Raw genomic sequence first — 18,613 nt, 5'->3', positions numbered from 1 at the left:
AATATGAAGTGCAGAAATTGTGGAAAAGAAAATAAAGAAGATGCTTTATTTTGTATGGACTGTGGTCACGACTTAAGGGAAGATAGAGATTTTTCAAAAACAGAAATAATAAATAAGGACCGCAATTATTATGAAGAAGATGATGATAACATAGTAAAGAATAATTCCTTTAAAGATGACTCCATGGGCTTAAAACAAAAGGGCCTAATCTTTGGATTAGTTGTTGTTGGATTATTAGCTTTCTCCCTAATATTTAATTTTGGATTTAGCAAATACAGGTACTCAAAACTAGAGACATCTGCAAAGGCTAATCTTGAGGCAAAAAATTATAAGGAAGCTAGAGAAAAGTTTAGCCAACTTTATGAAAAGTCCTCTAATCAAAAGTACTTAGATGAAATCAATAACATTGATAAAATTTTAGAAACAAAGGACCTTTTAACTAAGGCCAATAAAAAATATGAAGCTAGAGACTATGAAGCTTCACTTGCCAACCTAAAGGAAATTCAAGTTGAAGACGACGATGAATTGCAAGAAAAGGTTGATGGACTCATTGAGAAGAACTACGCTGGAATGAAGTCTGAAATAATGCAACTTAAGTCTAGCAGAAATTATGATGGAGCCATCAACAGGTTAAATGAATACCTTGCTCTTGATCCTGACAATGCAGACTTTAAAAAGATGCTAGAAGATATAAATCTTGAAAGGACAGACAACGAAAAGAAGGCTCAAGAAGAAAGTGAAGCTACAAAGCAAAAGGCAAGAGCTGATGAGTTAGAAGCTCAAATACAAAGACTTCAAAATCGTGAAGTATCAAGCTTAGTTGGCACTTATCAATTTGTAACTTCAGGTAAGGCAAATGTAAGAAGTGGACCAGGATTTGCCTACAGCATCTCTTACGTTCTTCACAGAGGCGATCCAGTTTACGTTTACGACACTAAAAGATCTGATGGAAGAACTTGGTGTAACGTTGGTAACGGATGGATAAGTTACAGGACATTAAACGGCGAAGCAAAATAATAAAAATTAGACAGTCGAGAGGCTGTCTTTTTTTATGCTCTTTTATAAGCTCTTTATAAATAGAAAGAATTTTATTTTAAAATATAAAATTTTTATTTAAGAAGATGTAAATAAATGTAAGTTGTGAAGTCAGAACTATTTTTTAATAAATAAGTGAGAGTTATTTTTTAATAAAGAAGCGAGAGTTATATTTTAATAAAGAAGTAAGAACTATATTTTTATTTATAAGTAAAAATCAGTTATTAATCAAACAATTAAAAAAAAGAAAAATTTTTAAAATATTAATAATATTAAGTATCTGCTCATGTTTAAAAAATCAATCGTATTAAATTGAATTTTATGTTAACTATGGTATAATGTTTAAGCAAACGATAATCAAATTCAAATATTAATTTATTTTAATAAAATAAAAACAAGAAACGAGTGGTTAAATGCTTAGCTTAGTAATGGCGCCCTTAAATGTTAATTATAAGATTTTAAGGATTAAGTCTTTAGGAGATAGTAATATAACTGAGTCTCACCTGGCTAATCTTGGTTTTGTCAAAGATGCAGTTATAAAGGTTGTTAATGAGAACGATGGAAACTTAATTGTATATGTTAAAGATTCCAGAGTTGCATTAGGTAAGGATATTGCAAAAAAAATATTGGTAGAGGAGTTGTAAGAATTGATTACACTAAAGGATGCAGTTGTAGGAAAATACTACATCGTTAAAAAAATCAATGGTTCTGGTCCTTTAAAAAGAAGGATAATGGACATGGGTATTACAAAAAATTCAGAAATTTACATAAGGAAGGTAGCGCCACTAGGCGATCCTGTGCAAATTAATATTAGGAATTATGAACTTAGCATTAGAAAAGCAGATGCTGAGTTAATTACAATTGAAGAAACAGAAAAGAAGGAGGACTAAGATGGCTATTACTATTGCACTTGCCGGAAACCCCAACAGTGGTAAGTCCACTCTTTTCAACAACTTAACTGGTTCAAATCAATATGTTGGCAACTGGCCAGGGGTAACTGTTGAAAAAAAGACTGGTAAGTATAAAAAAGATAAAGACGTAAGTTTTACAGATTTACCGGGAATTTATTCTCTTTCACCTTACACATTAGAAGAAGTTGTTTCCAGGGATTATTTATTAAATGAAAAACCTGATGTAATTATTGATGTTATTGACGCATCAAATATAGAAAGAAACTTGTATCTTGCAACACAATTAAGAGAAATAGGTATTCCACTTATTGCTGCTCTTAACATGATGGACGTTGTGGAAAAGAACAAGGACTTTATTGATGCTGATAAATTATCAGAAATTTTACAATGTAAGGTTGTAGAAATTTCTGCTTTAAAGAACAGAAACATTGATGAATTAATTACTGAAGCGAAGAGCATCGCTGGAAAGCAAAATAATGAAATAAAAACTTTTACAGATGACATAGAAGCAGCTCTTCAAGAAATTGAAAACTTCAGTCAAATTAAAGATCTTAGTTCAAAAAGATGGCTTGCTATTAAACTTTTCGAAGATGACGAAAAAGTTGTTAAGGCCTACAAGTTAAATGATCAAGAAAAAAATAGACTTGAAGAAATAAGAACTAGCCTTGAAGAAAAATACGATGATGATGCAGAAGGTATCATAACAGATGCTAGATATGAATTCGTAACTGGAGTTGTTAAAGAATCTGTTAAGAAGAATAACAGGGGACTAACTCCTTCTGATAAAATCGATAAAATTGTTACAAATAGATTTTTGGCTCTTCCAATTTTTGCAGCAATAATGATAGTGGTTTATTGGTTCGCTGTAAAGGTTGTTGGAGGACCTGTCACTGACTGGGTTAACGACACCTTCTTTAGTGATATAGTTGGCGGCAGTGTTCAAAGCTTCTTAGAAGGAGCAGGAGTAGCTGAATGGTTAACTTCACTAATAGTTGATGGTATCATAGGCGGTGTTGGTGCTGTTCTTGGTTTCTTACCAGTAATTGTTTCCCTATTCCTATGTATCGCAATCCTTGAAGACTGTGGTTATATGTCAAGAATTGCCTTTATCCTAGATAGAATCTTTAGAAGATTTGGTCTATCTGGTAAATCCTTTATCCCAATCTTAATTGGTACAGGTTGTTCAGTACCAGCAATTATGGGAACAAGAACTATTGAAAATGACAATGACAGGAAGATGACAATTATGGTTTCATCCTTCATGCCATGTGGAGCAAAGACAGCTATTATTGCACTTTTTGCAGCTTTCTTTGGTGATGTATGGTGGTACGGACCAATTTGGTACTTTGGTGGTATCTTAGCGGTAATTGTGTCAGGTGTTATGTTAAAGAAAACTAACTTATTCCGTGGAGATCCAGCACCATTCGTAATGGAACTTCCAGAATATCACGTACCTTCAGCATACAATGTATTTAGAGCAACTTATTATAGAGGAAAGGCCTTCGTTGTTAAGGCTGGTACAATAATTCTTCTAATGACAGTTTTAATTTGGTTCGCAAAGAACATTTCAGTAGAAGGACACTTCGTAAACTTTGATGAAGCATCAACAGATTCAATTCTTGCCTTCATTGGAAAGAAACTTGCCTTTATCTTTGCACCACTTGGATTTGGTAACTGGATGGCAGCTGTGTCAACTATCCTTGGTCTAGTAGCAAAGGAAGTAGTTGTAGGAACTTACGGAGTTGTTGCAGGTCTTGGAGATGTAGAAGATAACGTAGCACCACTTGTACAATTGCTACACACACAATTTAATGTTGTTACAGTATTCTCCTTTGTATTCTTCAACCAATTAACTATACCTTGCTTCGCAACAATGGGGGCAATTAAGTCTGAAATGGGATCATATAAGGGCTTCATTGTAGCAACTACCTATCAACTAGTATTCTCATACACAGTATCTCTTATGATTTATCAATTTGGTAGAGTCCTAGTATTAAAAGAAGCCTTTAACCTAGGAACAGGAGTTGCTATTGCAATCCTACTTGTTTACCTATACTTTATCTTTAGACCAGATATGGTAAAGGAAAATGAGTATGGTGCTTATAAAAAAAGTGAGTATGGAATTTAATTAATTTAAGAGGGTGAAAATATGGCTAACATAATAGTTGGAGCTGTAGTTTTAGTTTTAATTGCTTTTGCAGTTAAAAAAGTTATTAAAAGCAAGGGATCTTGTGATTGTGGTTGTGACGCTTGTCATGGATCATGCTCAACAGATCACTTACACAAATAAAATTATTAAAGGAATATCTCTTAGGAGGTATTCCTTTTTTTTAGGCTCTATGTCAAATATTGGGGAGACTTGTTAACTCGAGTCTCTTTCTTTGTGTAAAAATCAAATCTTAGACACTAATAAACTATCAAATCCAAAATAATTAAAAAACCATTAAAAATAAGCATAGCAACAAAACCCCTAAGGGTTTTGCGAATTTTCCCTTTTTCCTATCGCCACTTAAATGCAAACATATTTCTTTTTTTAAATAAATTAAAAATTTTCATACTAAAGCAATTTCTCTTTAAAGTTTTTTATCTTAGTATGTGTGCCTTCAAGAAGACCATTAGACCAAGGATAGTCAAAAGAATTGCATATTTCATCAAACCACTTATTAAAAGAAGTGACACAAGATCTAAATTCTTTTAAATATTTATTAAATATATTTCGGAAAAATCTTGTAAAAATTTGGCGGAATTACATACTATAATTAAAAATAATGATTAAGTAATATTAATTACAAATTTATATTTAATTGATGTAATTTTCAAAAAAATATAAACACGTTTTTATATTACAATGTCATCAATAAAGAGAAGTAGAAAGGATAATTAAAATGAGTAGAAAAAAGATTTTAGGATATATTTCTGCTATTATAGGTCTCTTGTTAGTGCTTGCACCAAAATTTATAATACCAGTTTGTCCTCCTATGGAAAATGGGATGTTCATGAAATGCCATTGGATGGGAAATATGACTATGGGTATTGGCGCAGTCATTTTAGTATTAGCAATCATTCTTATTGTAGTTAAAGATTCAAAAATATCTTTAGGATTATCTATTTCAATTATAGCAATTGGAATTTTAGAGATACTAAACGCTCATGTACTTATTGGTGGATGCATGAAAGCTGATATGGCTTGCAGAGCAAAAACCATTCCATTTTGCACATTGTTGTCAGGCATATTGGTTTTAGTTAATATTTATTATTGTATAAAAGAAAGAAATTCATAATGGAATCAATAATTAAAACTGAAAATTTAAGCAAGAGTTTTAAGAGAGGTTCTAATACACTTTTTGCAGTTAAAAATGTAAACTTTACCTTGGAAGAGGGAGATTTTGTCAATATAATTGGCAGAAGTGGTTCAGGGAAGTCAACTTTTTTAAATCTTTTGTCTGGTTTATTAAAACCGACTGAAGGTAAAATTTTTGCTAAGGGCAAAGATATGAGTGATTTTTCTGATAGAGAAATTAGCAAATATAGGAATGAAGTCATAGGTTTTGTGCCACAAAGTCTAGGAACACTTCCAAATTTAAATGTTTTAGAGAATGTGTCTCTTCCTTATTATCTATTTAAAAGAGATGACTCTGCTTATGAAAAAGCAGCTATGCTTCTTGATGAGATGGGAATTTTGCATTTGAAAGATGATTTTCCTAAAAATTTATCTGGAGGAGAGCTAAAAAGAGTGCTGATAGCCAGATCTATGATTAATTCGCCGGAACTTTTGATTTTAGATGAGCCTACAAGTGATTTGGATAAAAACACTACTATGGAGATAATGGATTTATTAAAAAAAATAAATTCTAAAGGTACTGCACTTATCATAGTTACTCATGAGCTTGATATTTTAAAATATGGCAATACACTTTGCCAAATGGAAGATGGAAGTTTAATAAAAAAAGAGGGATAGAGATGAATTTATTAAAGAAAAGGACTAGCATTTTTGCAATGATAGTAATCATGATTAGCCTCACTTTCATGCCTGCTTTTGCAGCAGAAACAAATTATAGTAACTGGGTTGAAGTAGCTGATGCTATGTCAGAACATTTACAAAAAGCTGTGGAAGTTTACAAGCCTGGAGATAAGGATGCTAAAAAAGCAGCCACAGATGCAATTAATGTTGCTTACTTTAAATTCTATGAAAAAATTGGATTTGAAAAAACAACTATGTCTGCAATCTCAGGCCAAAGGGGTTCAATGGTTGAACATCAATTTTACAGAGCAAAAAATTCTATCAAAGAAGATGCAGACCCAAAAGAAGTTAAAGATGAAATTGATGCACTAATAACTTATCTTCATGAAGATGCTCATACTCTTGATGGAACCTCTGGAGATTCTAAGTCCAGTGATCAAAGTCAAGAAGATGCAAACAGCCTTTCAACAGGTCAATTGTTGGGAGAGCTTCTAAAAAGATATGGCACATTTTTTGCAGTTCTTGGACTTACACTTCGTGAAGGACTTGAAGCCATTTTAGTTGTAGCTGCCATTGCTGCATATTTATCAAAGACTAATAATAGAATTTATTTAAAAGGTGTATATATTGGAGCCTTGCTAGGTATTGTTTTTTCAGCAGTCCTAGCTGGAGTATTTAATATCATCGCCAATACAGTGGGAGAAGTTGAGTCTGGAATGGGACAAGAAATATTCGAAGGAATTGCGATGTTTCTTGCTGTTATCGTACTATTCTATGTATCCAATTGGATGCTTTCTAAATCTGAAGTTGAAGTTTGGAATAGATACATTAAAAACAAAGTTGAGCAATCTGTTTCCAAGGGTAATTATTTTGCCTTATCTTTCACTTCATTCTTAGCAGTAGCAAGAGAGGGTGCAGAACTTATTTTGTTTTTCCAAGGTATGAGAACAGGTATTTCTGAAAATCCAATGCATATGTGGATTGGACTTTTAGTTGCCGCCATAATACTTGCAATTGTATATTATTTGATTGCTAAAGTTTCTGTAAGGCTACCATTAAAACCATTCTTTACATTTACTTCTTGGCTAATGTTTATACTTTGCTTGTCTTTCTTAGGAAAGGGCATAGGAGAATTACAAGAAGCAGATGTAATTGGCAGAACTGTAGTTCCTTGGATGAATGGATGGTCTGCTGAAGCTATAGGTATATACGATAGGTATGAAAATCTTATTCCACAAATTATTCTATTAGTAGTAACCATTGTTTCTGTTATCTATCAAAATAATAGAAACAAAAAAATTAGAGCTGAGCTTGAAGCCAGCCAAGAAAAAAAATAGGAGGGTATTATGTTAAAAAAGAAGAGTTTATTTCTTGTTGTTATGACGCTTGTGTGTGCATTAATGTTTACAGCTTGTGGTAAAAAAGAAGATACAAAAGCTAATAATACAGCTAAAACTTCTACAGAAGAAAAAACACCAGCTGAAGGAAACAAGAAAGAAGCAGGAGATGCAAAAGCTGCAGCTCCAGGAGAAGATGCAGGATTTGAAGAATTTCCAATTGGCGATGACCAAACTAAAGGACCTTTAGTAATCTCTGGTGTATATTTCCAACCAGTTGATATGGAACCAGCAGGAAACTCAATTCCTAAAGAAGAAGCTGACTGCCATATTGAAGCTGACATTACAGCATCACAAGAAGGTTCAACATTAGGTTATGGTGTTGGTGATTTTGTTCCATGGTTAAAAGTAAAAGCTTATTTACAAAAGAAAGGTTCAGATCATGTTCAAGAAGTAGCTTTTATGCCAATGAACGCATCTGATGGTCCACACTATGGTGCAAATGTTAAATTTGACGAAGGTGTTGGCGTTTATGACGTAAAATTCGAAGTATCTGCACCAGGCAATGACTACTTACTACACGTAGATAAAGAAACTGGTGTAACAGGTAGATTCTGGACAGAACCACTTGTTGCAGAATGGACTGACTTCGAATGGAACGGACCACAATGGTAAAATTTTGAAAGTTTTTAATATTTTGAAGGGGAATTCATGTTCCCCTTATATGCATTTATGGGGGGTGAAATTATTTTAAAAATTTTTATTAAAGTTATGGAGGCGGGAATAGCCTTTTCTCTAATGATTTCTTTAATACTTGCCTATTATACAACTAAAGAGAGCAAATATAAAAAGTATGTTATTATAATTTCTTTAGTTTTAGGGGTAATTGCAGCAATTGTTTCAATAATTATAAGAAATATACCTAATTTTATTAATAGAACAGAATTGAATTTCTGGTCTATGGTACCCATAGTTATCTCGGTATTTTTAATATTAATTTTTATGATATTTGAAGATAAGATAAATGCTAAAATTTATGATAATTTCATTTCAGCATCGGTTGTTGTTTATCTTGTAGGAATTTGTTTTTATTATTTACCGTATGTATTTAACCAATCAAACAAATTTGTATATTATGGCGAAAGTGCTGTTTCAACTATTGTACTTTTTAGGATTTTAGGCTTTGTTTTTGGGATAATCATGATGATTTTATCAGGGCTTGCCATATATAAGTCTTCAGTTAAACTTGAAGGTAAAAACTTAAAGATTATTGTTTTTTTGAGCTTGATATGTTCGGGTATCAGCCAATTTAATATCATAATTCAAAGGTTTTATTCTAAAGGGATTATTCCTAGAAATGTTAACTTTTTTAGAGTTATTGCATTTATAGCTAATCACGAAAATGTGTTTTTATTTGCAACAATGTTAATTATGATTGCTATTCCAGTAATTTTATATAAGCAAAATATTAAAGTTAATGAAGAATATAGCAATAGAGCTCAGTTAAGAAAAATAAAGTATAGAATGAAGAATAAAAGACGTTGGGCAATTTTTTTCCTTGTCGTTTTATTTATTAATACTTTTTCATTAACGGCTGGAAAGGCATATGCTAATAAGGAACAGGCTCTTTCACCACCAGAAGATTATCAAACTGAAAATGGAATGATTGTTATTCCTTTAAGCAGCTTAGAGGATATGCATTTGCACAGATATTTGTATAAGGCAAAGGATGGTGCACAAATGAGATTTTTCTGTATTAAAAAATCAGAAGGTTCTTATGGAGTTGTACTTGATGCTTGCGAGATATGTGGTCCATCTGGATATTTTGAAAGAGGCGATGATGTTATTTGTAAGTTGTGCGACGTTGTAATGAATAGGGGTACAATAGGTTTTAAGGGTGGATGTAACCCGATACCTTTCCCATACATTGTCCATGATGAAAAGATAAAGATTGCGCCAAAAGATCTTGACGCATTGTCTTATGTATTTAAGTAGGAGGGCTTATGTTTTGGAGAATAGTTAAAGGAGCACTTTTTAGACAAAAAGGAAAGATGGCTCTTATAGCATTTACAGTTGCCCTTGGAGCTTCTCTTGCCACTTCAATGTTAAATACCATGCTCGGTGTTGGAGATAAAGTTAATCAAGAATTAAAGACCTATGGAGCAAATATTAATGTATTGCCTAAGGAAGCTTCCCTTCTTGATGATTTGTATGGCATGCAAGAAAAAGAGGGGCAGGTTCAAAAATATTTAAAGGAATCAGAACTTCCTAACATTAAAACTATTTTTTGGGCTTACAATATTGTAGACTATACGCCATATCTTAACACTTGGGTTTCTTGTAATAATGATTCTAAACATACTAAGATGGTAGGAACATGGTTTAATAATCATATGGATTTGCCTACTGGAGAATCAATTGATACTGGTATGATTAGACTTAAAAACTGGTGGGAAGTTCAAGGCGAGTGGTTATCAGAAAATGATAGCGATTCAGTTATGCTTGGAAAGATTTTTGCAGACAGAAATGGATTTAAAGTTGGTGATGAAATCCAACTAAAAAGCAATAATTTAGACAAAAAATTAAAAGTTAAGGGTATTTTCTCATCAGGTTCTGATGAAGATGCATTTATATATGCTACTTTAAAAACAGCACAAGAATTTGCTGGAGTTACTGGAGTTGTAAATAAAGTTGAAGTATCAGCTCTTACTACACCGGACAATGACTTAGCAAGAAAGGCTGCCAAAAACCCACTATCTTTAACTATTAAGGAACGGGAAGTATGGTATTGTACAGCTTATGTTTCTGCTATTTGTTATCAAATAACAGAAGTAATGACTGATTCTGTAGCTAAGCCAATTCGCCAAGTTGCAGAAAGTGAAGGAGATATTTTAAATAAGACTACTCTTCTTATGGTTTTAATTACAGTATTAACTTTGATTGGTTCAGGCTTTGGTATTTCTAATCTTATTACAGCATCTGTAATGGAAAGATCTAATGAAATTGGACTTCAAAAAGCTATAGGGGCGTCAAATGGAAGAATAATTGGTGTAATTCTTGTGGAAATAATTTTGACAGCGATATTTGGAACAGTTATAGGTTACGGTGTTGGTCTGCTACTTACTCAGATTATTGGTCTAACAGTTTTTGGCTCAGCAATAGCTCCAACAGCTATGGTAGTTCCTATTGTAGCAATACTTATTATTCTTGTTACAATATTGGGTTCAATACCAGCTATAAGATACCTTTTGAATTTAAATCCAACGGAGGTACTACATGGCAGATAAACAAAGTAAAAATAAATTTTACTTAAAAATGATAATGACTTCCTTGGCAAGGAGACGTGCAAGAATGTTAACAGCACTACTTGCTATAGCTATGGGAGCAACAATTATTTCAGGACTTGTTACTATTTACTATGATATTCCTAGACAAATGGGTAAGGAGTTTAGGTCTTATGGTGCAAATATGTTGGTAATTCCCACTAACCCTGATAAAAAAATTACCAATGAACAGTTAGATGAAATTAAATCGTTAATTCCATCGGGAAAGCTTGTCGGTCAGGCACCCTATATTTATACAAATGCAAAAATTAATGAACAACCTTATATGCTTGCAGGTACAGATTTAAAGGGAGCGAAAAAAAATTCTCCATACTGGCTTATTGATGGTTCATGGCCTGAAAAACCAAGAGAAGTTTTAATAGGTAATGAAGTTTCAAAGGCTTTGGGATTAAAAGAGGGAGATAAAATTATTATAAATACTCCCAAAGTTAATGGAGAAGGTTCTATAGATACTAATTTTGTTGTTTCAGGAGTTGTAACAACAGGCGGTAAAGAAGAAGAACTTATTTTTATGGGTATTGATGATATTTCACAGCTTGTTAAAGACAAAAATTATGATGTCGTAGAATATTCAGTAGAAGCTGAACAAAATGAACTTTCAAAAATAGTATCAAATATTTCACAAAAGGATGGATCTCTAACTCCACAAATGGTAAAAAGAGTTACCGCCTCACAAGATATAGTTTTGAATAAATTACAAGCTCTTGTCTTCATTGTAACGATAATAGTATTATTCATAATGATGATATGTGTATCCACAACAATGATGGCTGTTGTAACTGAAAGGCGTAAAGAAATAGGTCTTAAGAAAGCTTTGGGCGCCACAAATTCGTCAGTAATTGTTGACTTTTTAGGTGAAGGAGCATTTTTGGGGGTTTTTGGTGGACTTTTAGGTGTTGCATTAGGATATATATTTGCCAATAGAGTAAGTATTTCGGTATTTGCTAGAAAGGTAAGTTTCTTGCCTCTTTTAGTACCTATGACAATTATTGTCTGTATAGTAATAACTATAGTTGCATCTTTAATACCAGTATCTAAAACTGTTGATATTGATCCAGCTTTAGTGCTTCGTGGAGAATAGAAAGGAATTTTATGGATATATTAAAACTCGTAGATGTTTCAAAAATTTATGGTGAACTTAAAGCCCTTGACAAAATCAATTTAAGTGTAGAAAAGGGCGAATGGATTTCTATAATGGGTCCATCAGGTTCTGGTAAAACAACAATGATGAATATTATTGGTGCCATGGATAAACCTTCACTTGGCGAAGTTATTTTGGATGGTGAAGATATAGCAAAAAAATCACCCAAGGAACTAACAGTTATTAGAAGGGATAAGATAGGACTTATTTTCCAACAATTTCATTTAGTTAATTATTTAAGTGCTTTGGAAAATGTAATGATGTCACAATATTATCATTCTATGCCAGATGCACAAGAAGCAATGGAAGCTTTGGCTGCAGTAGGTCTTGCTGATAGAGCAAAGCACTTACCTAACCAATTATCAGGTGGGGAACAACAAAGAGTATGTATAGCTAGAGCTCTTATCAATCATCCTGCTATACTTTTAGCTGATGAACCCACAGGAAATTTGGATGAAAAGAATGAATATATAGTTCTTGACATATTTGAAAAACTTCACAATGCAGGTTCAACAATTATTGTTGTAACTCACGACCCTGAAGTCGGTGAAGAATCTGAAAGAATGATAACTCTTGAACATGGTAAGATTACAAAAGAAGAAAAAATGAAAAGAAAAAGACCTGTTCTTGATTCTACAATAAAAGATGAAAAACTTAAGGAGTTTATATGAGAAAAATTTTAAATGTATTAATAATTTTTTCTTTGGGGCTTGTCCTAGTTGCTTGTGGAGGAGATAAAAAAGAAGAAGCTCCAAGCGTAAGCTATAAAGACGGCACATATCATGGAGAATCTGCCAAAGATGAAAGAGGCGGACTTGTAAAGGTGGATATAACTGTTAAAGACAATAAGATTGAATCTTGCACAATGCAAAACATTGATGGAGATGGAAAAGAAAAGGATGAATCTTATGGTCAAAGCCAAAATGAAGGACTATATAAGATTGCCCAACAAGCTATAAATCTTGCAAAGTCATACCCAGATAGATTAGTGGAAAAAGGAAGTCCTGAAGGAGTGGACGTTATTTCGGGGGCAACACAAACCTACAAGCAATTTATTGAAGCTTGTAATAATGCTCTTGCTGATGCAAAATAATGAAAGATTTATACACAGTTAATTTAGCAAAAAAGAATATAGAAAATAAAAAGGCAAGGTCAATTACCTTGATTTTACTTGTAGGAATTTTAACTTTTATATTATTCATGTCATCATTTATAATTTTTTCTCTTAAAAACGGCATGAATTCTCTATCAGATAGAATGGGAGCAGACATTATAGTAGTCCCAGAAGGTTATGATTCCAAAATTACAGGTGCAATATTAAGGGGAGAACCTAATACATTCTTTTTTGACAAGGATATATTAAATAGAGTAAAAAAAATACCAGGAGTTGAAAAAGCCTGTGGTCAAGTTTATCTAGCTACACTTTCTGCTGGATGCTGTTCTTTTCCCATTCAAGTTATAGGAATTGACTTTTCTGATGACTTTAGCGTTAAACCTTGGCTTGAAAAACAGATTAAAACTCCAATTAAAGCTGGGCAAGTTGTTGTAGGTGCTAACATTGTGGGGACTATTAATCATAAGGTTAAATTTTTTAATCAAGAATTTGAGATAAGAGGTAGGCTTGCAAAAACTGGCATGGGTTTTGATAATTCAGTTTTTATGACAATAGAAGAAACTCATAGATTAGCCAAGGAATATGAAAAGATAATTAATCATCCGGTGGCAAAAAAAGATGATATATCTTCTATTTTAGTAAAAGTTGAAAAAAACAAAGATCCAAAAACAATTCAAAAACTTATTAAAGAAGAATTTAAAAAAGAAAAAGTGTATCCTTTATTGCCAAGAAAAATAATGACACAAGTTTCAGATTCAGCAAAAAACATGCTTGTATATGTGTATATTTTGATAGCTTTGATTTGGATACTAGCTTTCTTTATTTTAAGTCTTGTAAATACCTTATCAGTTAAGGAAAGAAAAAGAGAATTTGCAACCATAAGGATATTAGGAGCAACAAAGAAAAAACTCAGTGAAGTAGTTCTTATTGAATCTATGCTAATTAATGGTACAGGTGCAGTCATAGGTTCTGTGCTTTCCTTTGTTTTAAGTATAACTTTCAATAATGTATTTTCATCACTTTTGAATATGCCTTTTTTAAGACCGAATATATTCCTTATGATTTTAATGTTAATAATAGTAATAATTTTGGGAACCTTGTTAGGACCAATATCTTCAATTATTGCTATTAATAAAATAAATAAAGTAGAATTATTATTGATGCAAAGGGATAATGATTAAAATAGGCTCTATGTCAAATATTGGGGAGACTCGTTAATTCGAGTCTCTCTTTTCATTTAAAAATAAATACTTAGGCGCTAATAGAATATCAAAACTAAAATAAGTAAAAACTATTAAAAATAAACATAGCAAATAAAACCACTAGGGGTTTTACGGAATTTTTCTGTTTTCCTATCACTACTTACAAGCAAACATAATTCTTTTTCTAAACAAATTGAAATTTTTCATACCAAAACAATTTCTCTTTAAAGTCTTTATCTTAGTATGAGTAACTTCAAGGGGATCATTAGACCAAGGATAATCAAAAGAGTTACATATTTCATCAAACCATTTATTAAAAGCAGTGGTACAAGATTTAAATTCTTTTAAATTAGATTCTTCTGCTCTTCTTATCCATTCCCTTAAAGATTTAGTTGCTCTAACTCTATTGGGCTGAGTAAGAACATATTGGTACCCACAGGGGATACAGTAAAATAATTCTTTTAACCTATATGCTAATTTTAAATCTTCACAAAACCAAGCATTAAAGAAACATCTTTAGCTTGGTCAGTTGTTAGCTTAGAAGCAGGTTTTATAAATAGGCTCCTACTTTTCTTAAAATACTTTCTTAGCTTAGAAGAAATATCCTTTTGAATTCTATTTCTAACATTCTCTAAAGCTCAAGAAACTTGCCTTATGAAATGATACCTATCAACTATATGAATAGAAGTTTTAAAGAACCTATTCTTGACAGACTTAAAGGTATTGGACATATCACTTACAAAAAACTTAACACCTTGTCTCTCCTTGTTGGGAACTTTTTTTAAATAGTTAAATAAAAAGTTCTTATCTCTAGTAGGCAAAATATCAATTATAGAGTGCTTGGAACCATCTAGAGATTTTACTTTCCAACAGATATTATAGAGCCTTTTTATTTAATTCTAATACTTATGAGAATAAGATTAAAAAATTTGCTAGTTTGTAACTTATTATTAAGGAGTAGTCTATAGAATAAGGATTGAAGTTTTGTAAATAAAAAATAAAAATAATCTCCCAAGACTTTAGTAAAAAATATTTTCGAAAATCTAAACAAAATTATTTGATGTAAAATATTTTCAATTAGTTACTAATAATTAAAAAAATAAAATAATAAATTCATTTTTTTATAAAAGTTTTAACAATAGTATTATTAGAAAAAACTTATGAAAAAAATTTTTGTATATGAAATTACAAATCATTATATGGAATGTGAAAAGAATGTGAAATTTTTAAAGCAAGCGTAAATCCCTTGAATTAGAAATTGAAAGTAATATAATGAAAGTTACGCAAGGAATAAAAGAAGAGTGGTGATATTTTTGAAAGAAAGCATAGATAGTATTTTGGCAATAGATCGAAAGACTAGAGAACTTGTCGAAAATACTGATAAAGAAATTGAACAAATAAAAAAAGATTTGAGAGAAAAGTTAACAGATCTTGAAAATGAATCAATAGAAAAGTCAAAGCTACTTGGTAAAGAGAAAAGCGATGAAATCTTATCAGACTTTGAAAATAAGGCTGATGACTTAAGAAAAGAAAATCAAAAGAACCTAGAAGAAATTGAAGCTTATTATGAAAAAACTTCTGAGGACTTAATTAAAGTTGTCTTCGACAAATTGATTGGAAGGGACTCCAATGTTTGAAGGTCTAAAGGCTTTAAATGCTAAGATTTTAAAAATGCATTCGGACTTTTTAGTCTACGATGACTTTGTGAATATGGCAGAGGGAGACAGCGTAAGATTTTGTCTTAACTATTTAAAGGAAAAGAAGTTCCCGACCATTGATTCCTTTTCAGATATATATGAGATTGAAGAATTTTTAGAAGACTACAGAAGAAGACAGATAAAAAAGCTTCAGGCCTTCTTGCCAGGAAAGTATTCAGACTTTATTAAGGCCTACGTGCAAAGAGAAAAGATAGAAAAAATTGTAAAAATTCTTAGGGCTCTTAGGATGAATAAGGAGCCAAGGGTTGACAAGCTAATTATTGGGCCTAAGTCAATTCCCTTTAAGGAAGAAAGCTTTGAATCCTTCATAGATAATTTGAGGGACACTCCCTATTACGAATATATGAAAAACTACAAGTCATCCACAGATGAGGAGGCTCTCTTCTCCATTGAGATGAATCTTGACAAGTTTTATTATAGGAACTTAACTGAATCTGTGAAGTCCCTATCTAAGAAGGACCATGCTGAGTTCAAAAATATTTTCGGGGTCAAGATAGACTTATTAAATATCATTTGGATTTATAGGGCAAAAAAATATTATGACATTTCTCCCGAAGAAATTTTTAACTTTACAATCTTTGGTGGAAATTATAATTCTGAAAAGCTCCTCCACCTATCCTACTTAGAGGAAGAAGAATTTGAAGAGGAAATTAAAAATTCAAAATATTCTATTCTCTTTGCGGATGGCAGAGTTATAAGAACTGGAAGGACTTCCAAAAAGCTCCTCTACTCCATAGCAAATAGGAACTTTAGGAAGACTGATGGCATAGGAAAATTCATGAGTTTTCTAATTCTTCTGGATTCAGAAATTGCAAATATAGAAAGAATCTTAGAGGCTACTAGGTTTGGCCTAAGTAAAGAAGAAAAATTGAGATACATGATCGTTGATAGAAAGGAAAGTGAAGAAGTTGGCCGTTGAAAGAATGAAGGTCGCTAATATAATGGGCGAGATTCAAGATATGGATTCCATCATTTTGGATATTTTAAATTTAAAATGTATGCAATTTATGTCTGCTGAAACAAACATTGCAGAAAACAAGTTTGTTTTCAGCCTAGATGATGAAAAGAATCTAGATAAGAACCTAGAAAGAAATCTTGAACTTAATTATATTGAACCTATTGAAGAAGATGAGTCTCACAAGGTCAGTGCAAAAAAGGCTGAAGAAATTATGAAGTTCTTGGGCATTGACAAGATTGAGGACAAGTACTTCGAAAGAATAGATATAAATGAAGATGTGGATTCCTTTGTCAAAAATATTAGCGAAAAGATGAATGAATATGAAAACACAAAGGAAAGTCTAAAGATTTTAGATACCCTAAAGGAAAATTATGAACTTTTCAAAAATGTTGATATAGACCTAAAGGATATTGCTGACTTAAAATACTTTAACACTAGGTTTGGTTTCTTGGACAAGGATGCAAGGCTTAGGTTAAAGAAAAATTATGGAAATATCCTTGCTATGATTTATCACACAGGCACAGTGGACAATAGGGAACTCTTCCTCGTTATCTATCCAAAGGAAACAGAAAAGGATATTGATAGGGTTTTAAATAGTCTGAACTTTACAGAAGTTGACCTTCTTGGCGAAAATGTCGAAGGTACAGCAGGTTTAATTTTTAAAAATCTTGAAGAAGAGGAAGAAAATATAAAGAGAAAGATTTTTGAAATCGAAGAGTATAAGAAAAATCTTTTGGAATCAATGAATGAAGAGCTAAGGATAAGCCTTGCCCATATGCTTTCCTATGAAGAAATTGAAAAGGCAAAGAAATATATGCTTAGGTCAAATAAGTATTTTTATCTTTCTGGTTGGATTGGTCTTAGCGATACAAAAAAACTAGAAGAAAAGCTCTCCAAGTACAAAGATATTGATATTGAATATTTTGACCCTAAGAAGGGAAGTAAGAAGACACCTACAAAGCTTAAAAACGCAAATTTTTTCAAGCCCTTTGAACTATTAATTAACATGTATGGCACTCCTAGTTACGGTGAGTTTGACCCAACAGTGATTTTTGGAATTACCTACATGATTCTTTTTGGTGCAATGTTTGGCGACTTAGGTCAAGGGGCAGTATTTGCAGTTGCTGGACTAATGTTAGCTAAGAAGAACAAGGACTTTGGAGGCCTCCTCTTGAGAATGGGAGCATCCTCAATGTTCTTTGGTTTAATGTACGGGTCAGTCTTTGGGATAGAAGAAATTATTCCTGCCCTTTGGTTTAGGCCCTTTGAAGACATCAATGGCACACTTGTAACAGCCATTTACTTCGGCATTATTTTACTTGCCATAGCCTATGGCATTGGTATTTACAATAGATTAAAAAGTGGCAGACCTGATGAAGCCTTCTTCGCAAAGGAAGGATTCTTGGGAGTTCTAATTTTTATAGCCATGATTAACATAGGTATTTCCGTAATGGGGGGTTCATCTCCTCTTCCTAAGAATATTTCTATGGGAATTTTATTTGGATCTCTTGTGATCATGCTATTAAAGAGGCCTATTCTTAAGATTTTATTTAAGAAGGAGCCAGAAGAATCTGCCGCAGATTATTATATTGAGTCCTCCTTTGGACTCTTGGAAGCCCTTCTTTCAACTATGTCTTCAATTATTTCTTTTATAAGGGTTGGGGCCTTTGCTATTAACCACGTTGGTTTATTCTTGGCTTTTAAAACTCTTGGAGAAATGCTTGGATCAAGGGGAGGAAATATTGCAGTCTTAATTTTTGGCAATATCTTAATTCTTGCCCTAGAAGGTCTTATTGTATTTATTCAATCGCTTAGACTTGAGTATTATGAAATGTTTAGTAAGTATTATAGTGGGGATGGCGTATTATTTAAAGCCGACAAAATTTATTAAT

The 18,613-nt window shown here is 32.2% G+C and carries 19 protein-coding genes and 2 pseudogenes; 18 read left to right on the top strand and 3 right to left on the bottom strand.

Features of this window, described 5'->3' with window-relative positions; all coding sequences use genetic code 11:
* Nucleotides 1–3 precede the first annotated feature (3 nt).
* From M9426_RS03070 to M9426_RS03050, 5 genes are all read left to right on the top strand, one after another.
* Nucleotides 4–1,017, top strand: coding sequence for a zinc-ribbon domain-containing protein (locus tag M9426_RS03070; RefSeq protein WP_250342406.1), 1,014 nt, complete (start codon nt 4–6; stop codon nt 1,015–1,017).
* A 431-nt stretch (nt 1,018–1,448) separates the two neighbouring features.
* On the top strand, nt 1,449–1,679 hold the full coding sequence (locus tag M9426_RS03065; protein WP_005953854.1) for a FeoA family protein: 231 nt from the start codon (nt 1,449–1,451) through the stop codon (nt 1,677–1,679).
* 3 nt (nt 1,680–1,682) lie between these two features.
* Nucleotides 1,683–1,925, top strand: a complete 243-nt coding sequence (locus tag M9426_RS03060; RefSeq protein ID WP_005953898.1) for a FeoA family protein — start codon at nt 1,683–1,685, stop codon at nt 1,923–1,925.
* A gap of 1 nt (nt 1,926) precedes the next feature.
* Nucleotides 1,927–4,074 (top strand): ferrous iron transport protein B, encoded by a 2,148-nt coding sequence (gene feoB, locus M9426_RS03055; protein ID WP_250342405.1) that lies wholly within the window; start codon nt 1,927–1,929, stop codon nt 4,072–4,074.
* 21 nt (nt 4,075–4,095) lie between these two features.
* A complete protein-coding gene (locus M9426_RS03050) occupies nt 4,096–4,236 on the top strand; it encodes a FeoB-associated Cys-rich membrane protein (RefSeq protein WP_250342404.1) in 141 nt (46 codons plus the stop codon).
* A gap of 267 nt (nt 4,237–4,503) precedes the next feature.
* Here the strand turns inward: M9426_RS03050 and M9426_RS09325 are convergent, their stop codons facing one another.
* Nucleotides 4,504–4,683 (bottom strand): transposase, encoded by a 180-nt coding sequence (locus M9426_RS09325; RefSeq protein WP_082705814.1) that lies wholly within the window; start codon nt 4,681–4,683, stop codon nt 4,504–4,506.
* A gap of 148 nt (nt 4,684–4,831) precedes the next feature.
* Here M9426_RS09325 and M9426_RS03045 point away from each other — a divergent pair, with 148 nt between their 5' ends.
* The 10 genes from M9426_RS03045 to M9426_RS03000 are packed head-to-tail and all read left to right on the top strand — an operon-like array spanning nt 4,832 to nt 14,024.
* Nucleotides 4,832–5,227, top strand: coding sequence for a DUF4418 family protein (locus tag M9426_RS03045; RefSeq protein ID WP_250342403.1), 396 nt, complete (start codon nt 4,832–4,834; stop codon nt 5,225–5,227).
* Complete coding sequence (locus M9426_RS03040; protein WP_005953819.1) at nt 5,227–5,904, top strand: ABC transporter ATP-binding protein; 678 nt, start codon at nt 5,227–5,229, stop codon at nt 5,902–5,904. The genes M9426_RS03045 and M9426_RS03040 overlap by 1 nt, the downstream gene beginning before the upstream one ends.
* A gap of 2 nt (nt 5,905–5,906) precedes the next feature.
* Nucleotides 5,907–7,244, top strand: a complete 1,338-nt coding sequence (locus M9426_RS03035; protein WP_250342402.1) for an FTR1 family iron permease — start codon at nt 5,907–5,909, stop codon at nt 7,242–7,244.
* A gap of 9 nt (nt 7,245–7,253) precedes the next feature.
* The gene (locus M9426_RS03030; protein ID WP_005953869.1) at nt 7,254–7,919 is read left to right on the top strand and encodes an iron transporter; all 666 of its coding nucleotides are present in this window, start codon (nt 7,254–7,256) and stop codon (nt 7,917–7,919) included.
* Between the two features lie 57 nt (nt 7,920–7,976).
* Nucleotides 7,977–9,239, top strand: a complete 1,263-nt coding sequence (locus M9426_RS03025) for a DUF2318 domain-containing protein (RefSeq protein WP_285044433.1) — start codon at nt 7,977–7,979, stop codon at nt 9,237–9,239.
* Nucleotides 9,240–9,247: 8 nt separating this feature from the next.
* Complete coding sequence (locus M9426_RS03020) at nt 9,248–10,531, top strand: ABC transporter permease (protein WP_005953865.1); 1,284 nt, start codon at nt 9,248–9,250, stop codon at nt 10,529–10,531.
* A complete protein-coding gene (locus M9426_RS03015) occupies nt 10,521–11,669 on the top strand; it encodes an ABC transporter permease (RefSeq protein WP_005953770.1) in 1,149 nt (382 codons plus the stop codon). Before M9426_RS03020 ends, M9426_RS03015 begins: the two co-directional genes overlap by 11 nt.
* A gap of 11 nt (nt 11,670–11,680) precedes the next feature.
* Nucleotides 11,681–12,400 carry an ABC transporter ATP-binding protein gene (locus M9426_RS03010; protein ID WP_005953892.1) on the top strand — a complete coding sequence of 240 codons (720 nt, stop codon included), beginning with the start codon at nt 11,681–11,683 and terminating at the stop codon, nt 12,398–12,400.
* The gene (locus M9426_RS03005; RefSeq protein WP_005953904.1) at nt 12,397–12,822 is read left to right on the top strand and encodes an FMN-binding protein; all 426 of its coding nucleotides are present in this window, start codon (nt 12,397–12,399) and stop codon (nt 12,820–12,822) included. Before M9426_RS03010 ends, M9426_RS03005 begins: the two co-directional genes overlap by 4 nt.
* Nucleotides 12,822–14,024: an ABC transporter permease gene (locus tag M9426_RS03000; protein WP_005953785.1), complete on the top strand. Its 1,203-nt coding sequence runs from the start codon at nt 12,822–12,824 to the stop codon at nt 14,022–14,024. The genes M9426_RS03005 and M9426_RS03000 overlap by 1 nt, the downstream gene beginning before the upstream one ends.
* Before the next feature lie 177 nt (nt 14,025–14,201).
* On the opposite strand, the pseudogene M9426_RS09320 reads toward M9426_RS03000, so the two are convergent.
* Together M9426_RS09320 and M9426_RS09315 are read right to left on the bottom strand one after the other, a co-directional pair.
* Nucleotides 14,202–14,522 (bottom strand): annotated as a pseudogene (locus tag M9426_RS09320) (ISL3 family transposase); the annotation flags it as partial.
* Nucleotides 14,523–14,524: 2 nt separating this feature from the next.
* Nucleotides 14,525–14,920, bottom strand: a pseudogene (locus tag M9426_RS09315) (transposase).
* A 438-nt stretch (nt 14,921–15,358) separates the two neighbouring features.
* On the opposite strand from M9426_RS09315, the gene M9426_RS02995 reads away from it, so the two are divergent.
* Genes M9426_RS02995 through M9426_RS02985 form a run of 3 tightly spaced genes read left to right on the top strand, consistent with a single transcriptional unit; the run spans nt 15,359 to nt 18,612 of the window.
* On the top strand, nt 15,359–15,682 hold the full coding sequence (locus tag M9426_RS02995; protein ID WP_250342400.1) for a hypothetical protein: 324 nt from the start codon (nt 15,359–15,361) through the stop codon (nt 15,680–15,682).
* The gene (locus tag M9426_RS02990) at nt 15,675–16,682 is read left to right on the top strand and encodes a V0D/AC39 family V-type ATPase subunit (protein WP_250342399.1); all 1,008 of its coding nucleotides are present in this window, start codon (nt 15,675–15,677) and stop codon (nt 16,680–16,682) included. The genes M9426_RS02995 and M9426_RS02990 overlap by 8 nt, the downstream gene beginning before the upstream one ends.
* A 22-nt stretch (nt 16,683–16,704) precedes the next feature.
* Nucleotides 16,705–18,612 (top strand): V-type ATP synthase subunit I, encoded by a 1,908-nt coding sequence (locus M9426_RS02985; RefSeq protein ID WP_082705813.1) that lies wholly within the window; start codon nt 16,705–16,707, stop codon nt 18,610–18,612.
* The last annotated feature ends 1 nt before the right edge of the window (nt 18,613 follow it).

Source organism: Peptoniphilus genitalis, from assembly GCF_023614525.1.
GTDB lineage: Bacteria > Bacillota > Clostridia > Tissierellales > Peptoniphilaceae > Peptoniphilus_A > Peptoniphilus_A genitalis.
The sequence above is the reverse complement of the archived record's forward strand: the minus strand, read 5'-3'. Positions and strand labels throughout refer to the sequence as shown.

Excerpts from the sequence above, each read along its gene's own strand:
- M9426_RS03035 (WP_250342402.1), top strand. The coding sequence starts at position 5,907 with ATGAATTTATTAAAGAAAAGGACTAGCATTTTTGCAATGATAGTAATC.
- M9426_RS02985 (WP_082705813.1), top strand. The coding sequence starts at position 16,705 with ATGGGCGAGATTCAAGATATGGATTCCATCATTTTGGATATTTTAAAT.
- M9426_RS03050 (WP_250342404.1), top strand. The coding sequence starts at position 4,096 with ATGGCTAACATAATAGTTGGAGCTGTAGTTTTAGTTTTAATTGCTTTT.
- M9426_RS03030 (WP_005953869.1), top strand. The coding sequence starts at position 7,254 with ATGTTAAAAAAGAAGAGTTTATTTCTTGTTGTTATGACGCTTGTGTGT.
- M9426_RS03005 (WP_005953904.1), top strand. The coding sequence starts at position 12,397 with ATGAGAAAAATTTTAAATGTATTAATAATTTTTTCTTTGGGGCTTGTC.
- M9426_RS03010 (WP_005953892.1), top strand. The coding sequence starts at position 11,681 with ATGGATATATTAAAACTCGTAGATGTTTCAAAAATTTATGGTGAACTT.
- M9426_RS02990 (WP_250342399.1), top strand. The coding sequence starts at position 15,675 with ATGTTTGAAGGTCTAAAGGCTTTAAATGCTAAGATTTTAAAAATGCAT.
- M9426_RS03045 (WP_250342403.1), top strand. The coding sequence starts at position 4,832 with ATGAGTAGAAAAAAGATTTTAGGATATATTTCTGCTATTATAGGTCTC.
- M9426_RS03025 (WP_285044433.1), top strand. The coding sequence starts at position 7,977 with ATGGGGGGTGAAATTATTTTAAAAATTTTTATTAAAGTTATGGAGGCG.
- M9426_RS03065 (WP_005953854.1), top strand. The coding sequence starts at position 1,449 with ATGCTTAGCTTAGTAATGGCGCCCTTAAATGTTAATTATAAGATTTTA.
- M9426_RS03020 (WP_005953865.1), top strand. The coding sequence starts at position 9,248 with ATGTTTTGGAGAATAGTTAAAGGAGCACTTTTTAGACAAAAAGGAAAG.
- M9426_RS03000 (WP_005953785.1), top strand. The coding sequence starts at position 12,822 with ATGAAAGATTTATACACAGTTAATTTAGCAAAAAAGAATATAGAAAAT.
- feoB (WP_250342405.1), top strand. The coding sequence starts at position 1,927 with ATGGCTATTACTATTGCACTTGCCGGAAACCCCAACAGTGGTAAGTCC.
- M9426_RS03015 (WP_005953770.1), top strand. The coding sequence starts at position 10,521 with ATGGCAGATAAACAAAGTAAAAATAAATTTTACTTAAAAATGATAATG.
- M9426_RS03040 (WP_005953819.1), top strand. The coding sequence starts at position 5,227 with ATGGAATCAATAATTAAAACTGAAAATTTAAGCAAGAGTTTTAAGAGA.
- M9426_RS03070 (WP_250342406.1), top strand. The coding sequence starts at position 4 with ATGAAGTGCAGAAATTGTGGAAAAGAAAATAAAGAAGATGCTTTATTT.